Origin of the sequence: Stenotrophomonas acidaminiphila, from assembly GCF_001431595.1 — a bacterium.
Taxonomy (GTDB): Bacteria; Pseudomonadota; Gammaproteobacteria; order Xanthomonadales; family Xanthomonadaceae; genus Stenotrophomonas; species Stenotrophomonas acidaminiphila.
Map to the genome: position 1 here is coordinate 1 of NZ_LDJO01000076.1, position 10865 is coordinate 10865.

Sequence of the window (10865 nt, forward strand, 5' to 3'; positions counted from 1 at the left end):
GTAGCAAGCTGCGCCCATGGAAAACCACGCCCCGCCGCCGCCCCGCCTGTCTCCCGCCTGGCTCGGCCATGCACCGCACCGGCTGATGTTCTTCGTCGGCGCCGGCAACGTCCTGCTGGCGATGGCGTGGTGGGCATTGTGGCTGGCGGCGGCGCGCTGGGGCGGCTGGACGATGCCCGAGATGGCGATACCCGCCGGCTGGCTGCATGCCTTCGTGATGCAGTACCTGGTGCTGCCCAGCTTCATCTTCGGCTTCCTGCTGACCGTGTTCCCGCGCTGGATGGGCCTGCGCGAGCTGGAACGCTGGCGCTATGTGCCGGTGGGCCTGGGCCTGATGGGCGGGCAGCTGGCCATCCTGCTCGGCGCGGCGGGATGGCATGCGGGGCTGACCGTGGGCCTGTGGATGGCGCTGGCCGGCTGGACCTCGGCGCTGTTCACCCTGGGCCGCCTGCTGGCCGACGAGAAGGGCCGCACCTGGCATGCGCGCTCATGCTTCGCCGGGCTGGTGCTGGGCTGGCTGGGGTTGGCGATGTTCATCGCCTTCGTGCTCGGCGCCTCGCCCGCCTGGGCCTTCGCCAGCATCAAGATCGGCGGCATGGGCCTGCTGCTGCCGGTGTACGTGACCGTGGCGCACCGCATGTTCCCGTTCTTCGCCAGCAACATCGTGCCGGGCTACCAGCCGTGGCGGCCGCTGCCGTGGCTGGGCGCGGTATGGGTGCTGCTGGTACACCTTGGACTGGAACTGGTGCACGGCTATGCCTGGCTGTGGCTGGTCGATGCGCCGCTGCTGCTGCTGACCGGCTGGGCGGTATGGCGCTGGTGGCCGCGGCGGCGCATGCCCGGCCTGCTGGCGGTGCTGTTCGTCGGCACCGCATGGCTGCCGGTGACCTTCGCGCTGTACGTCGTACAGAGCGTGACGTACCTGGCGAGCGGCGATTTCATCCTCGGCCGCGCACCGATGCATGCGCTGTTCATCGGCTTCTTCGGCAGCCTGCTGGTGGCGATGGTGACGCGGGTGACCCAGGGCCACTCCGGGCGGCCGCTGGTGATGCCGAAGGTCGCATGGTTCGCGTTCGGCCTGCTGCAGGTGGTGGCGGTGATGCGCATCGTCGCCGACATCGCGCCCGACGCGCTGGCGTGGCAGGCTGCGGCCGCCTTCGGCTGGCTGCTGGCACTGGCGCCGTGGGTCACGCGCATCGGCCGGATCTACCTGGCACCGCGTGCGGACGGGCGCCCCGGATGAGCGCGATGCTGGTCTTCTACCCGGACATCAAGCTTGTCCATATCAGCGCCGCGATGAGCAGCGGCACCCTGTTCGCGCTGCGCGCACTGGCGCTGATGGCCGGCATGCGCTGGCCGCGGCTGGCCGCGGTGCGCTACCTGAGCTACACCATCGACACCGTGCTGCTGACCGCGGCGATGATGCTGCTGACCCTGCTGCCTTCGGCCCTGTTCGCCAACGGCTGGCTGTGGGCCAAGCTCGCCTTCCTGGTGGCCTATGTCGGGCTGGGCATGGCCGCGTTCCGGCGTGGACGCAACGCGCGCGCGCGCGCCGTGCTGGTGACTGCGGCGGCACTGTGCTTCCTGCAGATCTACGGCATCGCGCGGACACATCACCCGCTGGGCTGGCTGCTGTGGCTGGGCGGTTGAACACGGTGACGGCACCGCGCCTGGACCTGCGCGGCCTGCCGGCTCCGCAGCCGATGGAGCGCATCATCACCTGCCTGCACACACTGCCTCCGGGGCAACGGCTGGTGGCGCTGACGCCGATGTATCCCGCGCCACTGCTGCCGATGCTCGAGCAGATGGGCTTCGCCTGGGATGCGCATACCACAACGGACGGCGCCTGCCTGGTGGTCTGCCACGCAGCCGACCGACACCTTCTGGACGCGCCGCCGGCACCATGAGCAGCCTGGCATTCGCCCAGGCGCCGCCGCCGTCGTACCCGCTGCGCTTCCTCGCCACCTCGCTGCTCTGGGGCGCACTGGCCGGCGCCTGGCTGCTGGCCGGGGGCGACGCCCTGCTGCTGTCCGTGCATGCACCGGCCACCATCGCGCTGGTGCATGTGTTCACCCTGGGCCTGCTGGGCAACGCGATGCTCGGCAGCCTGGTGCAGTTCCTGCCGGTGGCCGCAGCCAGTCCGCTGCCGCTGGCGCGCGGCGTCGCACCGCTGCACGCCACGTTCAACCTGGGCGTGGTGTTGCTGCTGCCGGCGATCGCCACGCATTCGATCCTGTGCGGCATGCTCGCAGCGCCGCTGCTGCTGGGCACGCTGGCACTTTCAGCAGGCGCGGTACTGGTCGCGGTGGTGCGCGGCAGCGGTGCACGCGCGGTACGTATCGGCATCGGCCTGGCCGCGGCGTCTCTGCTGGCGGCGCTCGTGCTGGGTGCCGCGCTGCTGTCGATGCGGCTGGGGTGGCTGGCTCCGGCCAGGCCACTGACCGCTGCACATGCCGGATTCGGCCTGCTGGGCTGGGTGCTGGGACTGCTGGCCGCAGTGGGCAGCATGGTCATGCCGATGCTGCAGGGCGTGCGTTGCATCGCGCCGGCATGGCTGTGGGCGTGGCTGGTGCTGCTTGCCGGGGTGATGCTGGCTGCGGCGGCCGATGGCCTCGGCGCCACGCTGCCCGCGGCAGGGGCGCGCACCCTGGCCACATTGCCGTTGCTGCTGTTCGCCGCCACGGTGATCGTGCTGCAACTGCGCGCGCCGCATCGCCGCGGTACCGTGCTGCGGCGGTTCTGGGCGCTGGGCGGCGTGGCGCTCGGCTGCGGCGCATTGGCGATGTGGCTGCCGGGCCGGGGCGTGCTTGCCGGCACGCTGGTGGTGGCGGTGGGCTTTCCCGCACTGGTGCTGGGCATGGCGATGGAAATCACCGGTTTCCTCGCCTGGATCGAGCTGCGCCGGCGCATGCCGCGTGGTACCCGCATACCCGGTGTCGGCAGCCTGTTCGACGAGCGGCACAAGCGACGGGTGTGGTGGCTGCATGCGGCCGCGTCGCTGTCGCTGGCCGTGGCCTGCGTGCTGCCGGGACTGGCGCGCGTGTCCGGCGCCCTGCTGGTGCTGGCATGGCTGGGCGCCGCCCATGCGCTGTGGCGCTGCTGGCGTTCGGCATCGACCTGGCAGGCCTGAGCACGGCGTTGGCGGGACTGCATGGAGGCGCGATCGGCCGGGCTTTTGACCTTGGTCAAGTCGCGTGTGATTGGGCCGATTTCGCGGCTTTCCGGCGGGGCTGGATTGATCCGGATCAACGCTGCGGGGCAGTCCGCGCCGGGAACATGGACCCATCGGCCTGAGGCCATTCACGGGGTAACAACATGAAGCGCCTGCACCACCCATTCGTCGCCTGCGCACTCGCTGGCGCCATCGCCGCCGCCTTCGCCGGCAATGCCTTCGCAGCAAAGAAAGACGTCGCCGAAGCACCGCTGGAAACGATCCAGGCCGTGTTGACCGCGCCGCCGTTCGCACCGCCACCGATCACCCGCAAGACGCCGGCCCATGTCGTCGTCGACCTGGAAATGGTCGAGAAGGACATGCGCATGGCCGATGGCGTGACCTACAACTACTGGACCTTCGGCGGCACGGTGCCGGGCAGCTTCATCCGCGTGCGCAAGGGCGATACGGTGGAGTTCAAGCTGAAGAACCACCACAGCTCGCATTTCTCGCACAACATCGACCTGCATGCGGTCACCGGCCAGGGCGGTGGCGCCGAGGCCACGTTCACGCTGCCGGGCAAGGAGACGCAGTTCACCTTCAAGGCGCTCAATCCGGGCCTGTACATCTACCACTGCGCGATGGCGCCGGTGGGCATGCACATCGCCAACGGCATGTACGGCCTGATCCTGGTCGAGCCGGAGGAAGGCATGGAGCCGGTGGACAAGGAGTTCTACGTGGTGCAGGGCGACTTCTACACCGAAGGCGCGCACGGCGAGCCGGGCCTGCAGCCCTTCAGCCTGGAGAAGGCGATCGAGGAACACCCGACCTACGTGGTGTTCAATGGTTCGGTCGATTCGCTGCAGGGCGACAAGGCGCTGACCGCCAAGGCCGGCGAGAAGATCCGCATCTTCGTCGGCAACGGCGGCCCGAACCTGGTGTCGAGCTTCCACGTCATCGGCGAGATCTTCGACAAGGTCTACACCGAGGGCGGCTCGAAGTACCAGGAGAACGTGCAGACCACGCTGGTCCCGGCCGGTGGTTCGGCCATCGTCGAGTTCAAGGCCGACGTGCCCGGCAACTTCGTGCTGGTCGACCACAGCATCTTCCGCACCTTCCACAAGGGCTCGCTGGGCATCCTCAAGGTCGAGGGCGAGAAGAACCCGGAGATCTACACCGGCCAGCAGCACGACATCGACTACAAGGAAGGCGTGCCGCAGGGCAGCCAGCACAAGTAAGCAGGGCCACGCACATGGAACGGACGTTCTTCCTGGTGTTGCTCCTGGCATCGGCCACCGCCGCTGCCGTGGAGGCCGATGACGGCTACCGCAACGTTCCCGGCGGTCCGTTCCGTTCCTCCGTGCGGTTCGAGGAAACCTCCGCCACGCGCGTCGTGGCGGACTTCTCGCTGATGGCGCGCCCGGTCAGCAACGCGCAGTTCGCCGCATTCCTGGCGCGCAACCCGCAGTGGCGGCGCGACCAGGTTCCAGCGGTGTTTTCCAGTCCCGGCTACCTCGGCCATTGGGCCCAGCCGGACGCGCCCGGCGACGCGCTCGATCCACAGGCGCCGGTTACCCACGTGAACTGGTACGCGGCCGACGCCTATTGCCGTGCCGACCAGGCGCGCCTGCCGACTTTCCTGGAATGGGAGTACGCGGCGGCCGCCGATGCCACCCGCGCTGATGCGCGTGGCGACCACGCCTGGCGCCTGCGCCAGGTCAACGACGGAACCCCACGCGCCCCCGATGCCGCCGCCGGCGCACCGGCCAACGTCCACGGCATCCACGCCTTGCACGGCGCGCACTGGGAGTGGAGCGAGGATTTCGCCTCGCTGCTGGCCGGCGGCGACCGCCGTGGCCAGGCCGATGGCGATGCGCTGCGCTATTGCGGCGCCAGCGCCATGGCTTTCAACGACCCGGCCGACTACGGCGTGGTCAAGCGCTTCGTGTTGCTGTCGGCGCTTCAACCCGGGGCCACCCTGGGCAATCTCGGTTTCCGCTGCGCAAGGAGCCAGCCATGAACAGATCCATCGCATTCCTGCTGCTCGGCCTGGCGCTGGGCGTGTCGCCCGTGCTCAACGCCGCCGACGCGCCGGTTGCGCCGGCGGCCAGCCTGCCCGGCCAGTCGCTGTACCACCTGCAGGTCACGCTCACCGACCAGCACGGGACGTCCGTGCCGTGGGCGTCGCTGCGCGGCCGTCCGCAACTGGTATCCATGTTCTACGGCAACTGCCACCTGATGTGCCCACTCATCATCGAGAGCGCCAAGGCGGTGCAGAAACAACTGCCGGCAGACCAGCGCACGCGCCTGGACGTGGACATGCTGACCCTCGATCCGGTACGCGACACCCCCGCCGCGCTGGCCGAGATCGCGCAGCGCCACCGCGCGCCCGACGAGTGGCGCTTCCTGCGCCCGGCCGAGGGCGACGTACGCGCCCTCGCCAACCTGCTGGACGTGCGCTACCGCTTCCGCGACGACGGCAGCATCAACCACACCAGCGTGCTGGTGCTGCTCGACGCGGAAGGCCGCGTACGCGCGCGCAGCGAAGTGCAGGGCGTGGCCGCCGACCCGGAAATGGTGGCCGCCATCAGCGCCGTACTCGACGGGCGCTGACACCCGTCATCCCGTCGCATTTTTCGATGCTGCCGGTGCCGCGCCGGCGCATTTCTCCCCTTGCGGGGGTACACCGACCACCCCGCAGCCGACATGGCCTGCCGCGCAACGGGCGGCACCGGGTGTCGTCCGCGGCATGCGCCTGCCGCAGGACCGCCCGGGGGAACAGCCGGGTTGCGGCCGCGCCCGGTGGCAAGCGGTGGAGCGGGACCGGTCAGGCCGCCGCTCCAACCGGATCGCCGGCCTAGGCGCGGTGCGCGCCGGCGTGTCGCCCAGCGGACGGCATCATCCGCCGCAGCGTGTTGTCCTTCATCACGTAGTGGTGCAGCAGCGCAGCCAGCGCGTGGATGCCGATCAGCCAGTAGCCGACGCTACCGAGGGTCTCGTGCAGTTCCTTGAGGGTGCCGGCCAGCGTGGTATCCGTCGCCACCAGCGGCGGCAGGGTCAGGCCGAAGAACGGCACCGGCTTGCCCGCAGCGCTCAGCACCAGCCAGCCCAGCAGCGGCTGGGCGATCATGAAGACATACAGCAGCAGGTGGACCGCCGTGGCCGCCCAGCGCTGCCAGGCCGGCGGTGCCGGGACGATGGGCGGCGTGGTGGTCAGCATGCGCGCGATCATCCGCACCCACACCAGCGCGAGGATCGCCAGGCCCATCGAGAAATGCGCGCTCTTCATCAGCTCGCGCTGCGCGGTACCCTTCTCGAAGATCCCGCGCAGTTCGATGGAGGCATACGCCAGCACGAACAGCAGCAGCATCAGCCAATGCAGCCCGATCGACCAGCGGTTGTAGGTTTCGTGTTTCATGGATTCCGGCTCCTGTGTCTGTTGCGGTTCTGCCAAGGCCATCGCCCCGGGAAGCGGCGCCACGCGCCAGACCGGCGCCACGCCCGGCGCTCCCCGTGCTGCATGCGTCACGATGCCGGCCATCCGCGCCGGACACCGCCTTCATGGTCATGCGGCCGTCCCCGCCGTTGCCCCCCTCACAGCCGAGCGCGCGGCACGCCACTGGCACTGACAGCCACCGGTTGCACGCGCACGACCGTGCATCTACCCGGACACGATACGCCCATCGTGCCCGCCCCGCTGGACGGCGGCGGCGGCCCGCCGCTGCATGCAGCCTGCCGCGTCCACGCACGTGGACAGCCGCCCGACCGCGAGGGTCAGCTGGCCCGGCGCATGCATCGTGCCGTCGGGGCGCGCCGGTACCAGTGGACGCGGGCACGGCCGGCCCGTTCACCGCGATATTCCCGTCATCGGGGATGCATCCCCGGCCCCTCGGTTGCCGGCGGCCCACGCCCCGGCCTGCTCATGCAGGCTGGCCGTACACGCGGGTGACGGGCACCAGGGTCGAACGCCCTCGCCTCAGTTCCGCGCCGGCTGAGCGATATGCCGATCCCAGTAGGCAGCCAGCTGGATCGCCTTGCGCGCGCCGAGTTCGCTGCCGAGCTGTCTCATCGTCTTGCCCTGGTCCGGCATCCCCAGCCTGGCCCGCTCACGTGCGATCTCCAGCAGGGCACGTTGCCGAACGGTCAGGTTTCCAAACGGGTCGAAGTAGGAATCCAACCGGGTATGGTCCTGGACTCCTGTCCAGGTAAAGGCCTCGGCGCCCGCCTGGTCCGCCACCCGCTGATACGCCTCTATCGCTTCGCGCGCACTCATGCGTCCGGCCAGGAGGGCAAAGCGCGTCTCCAGCAACCGCGTCTCCTGCGTCTGCCCATGCTCTGCCAGTGACTCCAGGGCGCTGGCCACGTAGGCATGGTCCATGTTCCCCGTATCCGCCTGCACACCGAGCAGGTTGAACGTGGCGATCGCGGCATGGAACTCACGCCGCGACGCGGCCGCCAGTTCGTCCGCGGTCGGCTTTCCAACGGTCGATGGCTGGACGATCTCGATCCCCGCATCGGCGGACAGGACATTCTCTATGTCGCGCTTGTGGAACTCACCGACGATGAGCACCACGGTCGATCCGGGGCGTGCCTTGGCCGCACTCGCCAGGCGCCTGGCCTGCAGGAATGTCCGGTACAGGTACATCCGCCGGGGCATGTCGTGCTCGGCCTTCGCCGCGGGCGTGGCGGCCCAGTCTGCGATCCGCTGCGTGTTGCCTGGGTCGTCGGCATGGAACAGGGTGCGTTTCAGCTGAGCGGGCTGTGGGAAGGAAAGGAACTGCTGGTAGCCGGAGCTCGGCCGTATTTCGGGGATCGATGACAGATCCAGGTCGAACCCGAGCCGGGCATCCTCCGCCGATGGCTGCCAGTCAACCGGGCACAGCGCCACCCCATGCTCCCTGGCGAACGGGACCGCCACGTCCTGCACCTCATAGGTGAACTCGTAATAGCTGTTCCGGGCGAACTCGTCGGGAGACCGCTCGATGCAGATCGCGTCAGGATCGGCACGTGCGAGGAACGCGGCCAGGTGCGCCGGGCTGTCGGCCGGGGCCACAAGCTGGGCTGCATGATCGACCCCGAGAACGATGACCTTCGTTTTCGCGTCGTTGGCAGCGGCCGCAGCGACGAACGCCGTGCACAGCATCGCTGCGGATATCCATCGTGATTGACCCATGGCGTGTCCTTCCATTCTGCAAGCATCAGCAGTCTAGGAGACAGGCGTGTCACCCAACCGTGCCATTGGTTGTAGTCACCCCTGATGGCGCTGCCGTCTGGACCGATGGAACAGGGCGGCTCCCCGTGTCCTGGCGACGCTGCCGCACCGTGCGTGCGCAGGCCTGCCGGCCATACCATCCGATCCGCTGGGTACATGCGCTCTGGCGGCTTTCACGCGCACCTCGGCGCTCCACGCGCGCGGCGACCATGGACGGTGCGGCGCTGCCGGGTCACTCCGCCGCCGCATACTCCGCACCCGCCGTTCGATGCAGGGACTGGTGTTCGACCAGCCACTGCCTGAAGGCGGAACCCGGCATGGGGCGGGCAAACAGATAGCCCTGGAAGTGCGTGCAGCCGAGACTGACCAGCAGGTCACGCTGCTCGGTGGTCTCCACGCCCTCGGCCAGCGCATCCATGCCCATCACCTGCGATATCTCGACTATCTTGCCCAGCAGCCGCCGCGCGCCCTCCTGCTTGACCGCTTCATCGACGAATCGCCTGTCGATCTTGAGCTTCCGGACCGGCAGCGCGCGCAACGTGGACAAGGAGGAATATCCAGTCCCGAAATCGTCCAGGGCCCAGGTAACGCCCATCTTTTCGAACGCGGTCATCCTGCTGGCCACCAATATGGCATCCGCCGACAGCGCCGACTCGGTCAGCTCGAGTTCCAGCAGCCCGGAGTTGATGCCGGAAGAGCGTATGAGCGCGGCCCCCGCGGCCAGGAACTCATCGTCCAGCAGTTGCATGGGGCTGACATTCACCGCCAGCTTCAACCCGCGGGTTGCCGGGTCGCGCGACCAGTCATTCAAGGTCTCGCAGCCCTGACGCAGGACTTCCAGCCCAAGGTCACAGATCAGGGCACTGTCCTCCGCCACCGGGATGAAGGAATCGGGTGCAAGCAGGGTGCCGGAGGGATGACGCCAGCGTACCAGTGCTTCCGCGCCGGTAATGGCACCGTTACTGAGCAGCTGCGGCTGATAGTGGACTTCGAACTCCCCTTTCCGGACGGCACGCGCAAGTTCGCGCTCCAGGCGCAACCGCCTGCCTATGTCGTTCCGATAGATGGCAAAGACCACCACCAGCAGTGCCATCGAGAACGCCGTGTTGAGCCTGGCGCCCCAGGCGCGCACTTCCAGCGGAGGAGACACGCCAGGTGCAAGCGGGTCGAGCGCCCCGATCGCGAATGCCGAGAACATGCCCAGGCATGCCAGCGGGAAGAAGAGCGAGCCATACCTTTCGCGCGCGTCAAACGTGGACGCCGCCCCGGCGGCAAGCGGCAGGAGGAACAAGTGGGCCGAGCGCGGTACCCACGCGACCGGGGCATCGATCAACGAGATCACGCAGACCACCAGGAATATGCCGTTGGCGACGATCAGCAGCGATGTCGTGTCACTGCGCGGAACGCGATGGAGGGCGAATATCCCGACTGCGATCAATCCAACGAACACCAGCGACAGGTCGCCACGGCCGAAGTGGAGATAGCAGAACGTCCACGCCAGTCCCAGGCTGATGCAGGTTCCCCCCGCAATGGACAGGATGGTCCTGGTCCTTTCCTGCCGCATTGATCGACGTGAACTGGTGCGGGACGATGGTATCTGGAGCACAACCAAATCCTTCTGGAATCGCCTTCCATTTTACGTCCGCGTCACGAACGGACAGTCTGTTTTCCCGCTCGATGGATGTCCCCACGCGACACGCGGCGACAGGCCAGGACACGCTGCAATGGCATTACGAAAGCCACGCCCAACCACGTTCGAAGTGCTGCCTGCATGCGGCGCGCCGGGTCGCCACGGTTCTCATGGTCGACCCGGCCCGGGCAGGGTCCGCATCGCGATCCGCGATGGATACGAAGAAGCGTTCTTGCGACGGACAGGCCATCGCTGTGCCGGGAAAGATCGCTGTTGGCACTTCGATGCAGGTACCGTTCCGCGGTCCTGCATCAGCAGTGCCGGCGCGACGTGGATTCCGGCGGGCTGGATGGGTCCGGCGCCAGGCACCGGAGCCATCGCACGCTGGCAATGCCGCGCCCGGGAAGAGGGGGCCGGGGCGTTGCCGGACAACAGGGGGCGGACGCTCGTGGCGCGCGCAGGACGCCGCGCCTGCAGGCACTTCACAGCAGCGTAGGGGCCATGCGCGCAAAGAGCCGCTTCCCGGCTCCAGGCTGCCGACAGCTGCGGCTGTGGCATACCGCACTACCGGCCCCCGCAGACGGGCCGCAGGCCGCAGCCATGCCTGGTCCGGCGCGTGGCCGGGCACGGGCAATCTGCGATCCGCACCGCACAGTTCTCCATCGCGGCCTCGAGCCGGCGCCAACAACCGACCGGGCGGTATCGCCAGCGGTGATGGCTTCGTCACGTTCCCCCGATGCATGGCCGCTCCCCCATGGGCACGCTCAAGACCGCCGGCGTCTTCCGCAGGCGCTCGATGGCCAGGCTGGCTGCAGCGATGCACAGCATCCCCACCGGAGTAGACGCTGCGTCGCCGTGCGCCTTGGCGCACG

The 10865-nt window shown here is 68.7% G+C and carries 10 protein-coding genes; 7 read left to right on the forward strand and 3 right to left on the reverse strand.

All coding sequences use genetic code 11. From position 1 onward, the window contains the following. The first annotated feature begins 16 nt into the window (after positions 1-16). The 7 genes from ABB33_RS16725 (at position 17) to ABB33_RS16755 (ending at position 5764) form a co-directional block, all read left to right on the forward strand. Positions 17-1243, forward strand: a complete 1227-nt coding sequence (locus ABB33_RS16725; RefSeq protein ID WP_056932833.1) for an NnrS family protein — start codon at positions 17-19, stop codon at positions 1241-1243. Beyond that, positions 1240-1650, forward strand: coding sequence for a SirB2 family protein (locus ABB33_RS16730; protein WP_331252869.1), 411 nt, complete (start codon positions 1240-1242; stop codon positions 1648-1650). Before ABB33_RS16725 ends, ABB33_RS16730 begins: the two co-directional genes overlap by 4 nt. A gap of 5 nt (positions 1651-1655) precedes the next feature. After that, the gene (locus tag ABB33_RS16735; RefSeq protein WP_182212675.1) at positions 1656-1907 is read left to right on the forward strand and encodes a DUF2249 domain-containing protein; all 252 of its coding nucleotides are present in this window, start codon (positions 1656-1658) and stop codon (positions 1905-1907) included. Further along, positions 1904-3130, forward strand: coding sequence for a hypothetical protein (locus tag ABB33_RS16740; protein WP_056932835.1), 1227 nt, complete (start codon positions 1904-1906; stop codon positions 3128-3130). Before ABB33_RS16735 ends, ABB33_RS16740 begins: the two co-directional genes overlap by 4 nt. 185 nt (positions 3131-3315) lie before the next feature. Further along, complete coding sequence (gene nirK / locus ABB33_RS16745) at positions 3316-4389, forward strand: copper-containing nitrite reductase (protein ID WP_054667998.1); 1074 nt, start codon at positions 3316-3318, stop codon at positions 4387-4389. A 14-nt stretch (positions 4390-4403) separates the two neighbouring features. Beyond that, on the forward strand, positions 4404-5171 hold the full coding sequence (locus tag ABB33_RS16750) for a formylglycine-generating enzyme family protein (protein ID WP_056932836.1): 768 nt from the start codon (positions 4404-4406) through the stop codon (positions 5169-5171). Further along, positions 5168-5764: an SCO family protein gene (locus ABB33_RS16755; protein ID WP_054668003.1), complete on the forward strand. Its 597-nt coding sequence runs from the start codon at positions 5168-5170 to the stop codon at positions 5762-5764. The genes ABB33_RS16750 and ABB33_RS16755 overlap by 4 nt, the downstream gene beginning before the upstream one ends. Positions 5765-6008: 244 nt before the next feature. On the opposite strand, the gene ABB33_RS16760 is transcribed toward ABB33_RS16755, so the two are convergent. The 3 genes from ABB33_RS16760 to ABB33_RS16770 form a co-directional block, all read right to left on the reverse strand. After that, positions 6009-6569 carry a cytochrome b gene (locus tag ABB33_RS16760; RefSeq protein ID WP_056932839.1) on the reverse strand — a complete coding sequence of 187 codons (561 nt, stop codon included), beginning with the start codon at positions 6567-6569 and terminating at the stop codon, positions 6009-6011. 558 nt (positions 6570-7127) lie between these two features. Then, positions 7128-8339: a hypothetical protein gene (locus ABB33_RS16765; RefSeq protein WP_211260894.1), complete on the reverse strand. Its 1212-nt coding sequence runs from the start codon at positions 8337-8339 to the stop codon at positions 7128-7130. Between the two features lie 256 nt (positions 8340-8595). Next, positions 8596-9927 carry an EAL domain-containing protein gene (locus ABB33_RS16770; RefSeq protein ID WP_056932837.1) on the reverse strand — a complete coding sequence of 444 codons (1332 nt, stop codon included), beginning with the start codon at positions 9925-9927 and terminating at the stop codon, positions 8596-8598. Positions 9928-10865 lie beyond the last annotated feature (938 nt).

Bases quoted from the DNA above. Each gene is read 5' to 3' on its own strand.
- nirK (WP_054667998.1), top strand. From the start codon at position 3,316: ATGAAGCGCCTGCACCACCCATTCGTCGCCTGCGCACTCGCTGGCGCC.
- ABB33_RS16755 (WP_054668003.1), top strand. From the start codon at position 5,168: ATGAACAGATCCATCGCATTCCTGCTGCTCGGCCTGGCGCTGGGCGTG.
- ABB33_RS16760 (WP_056932839.1), bottom strand. From the start codon at position 6,569: ATGAAACACGAAACCTACAACCGCTGGTCGATCGGGCTGCATTGGCTG.
- ABB33_RS16730 (WP_331252869.1), top strand. From the start codon at position 1,240: ATGAGCGCGATGCTGGTCTTCTACCCGGACATCAAGCTTGTCCATATC.
- ABB33_RS16770 (WP_056932837.1), bottom strand. From the start codon at position 9,927: ATGCGGCAGGAAAGGACCAGGACCATCCTGTCCATTGCGGGGGGAACC.
- ABB33_RS16725 (WP_056932833.1), top strand. From the start codon at position 17: ATGGAAAACCACGCCCCGCCGCCGCCCCGCCTGTCTCCCGCCTGGCTC.
- ABB33_RS16765 (WP_211260894.1), bottom strand. From the start codon at position 8,339: ATGGAAGGACACGCCATGGGTCAATCACGATGGATATCCGCAGCGATG.
- ABB33_RS16740 (WP_056932835.1), top strand. From the start codon at position 1,904: ATGAGCAGCCTGGCATTCGCCCAGGCGCCGCCGCCGTCGTACCCGCTG.
- ABB33_RS16750 (WP_056932836.1), top strand. From the start codon at position 4,404: ATGGAACGGACGTTCTTCCTGGTGTTGCTCCTGGCATCGGCCACCGCC.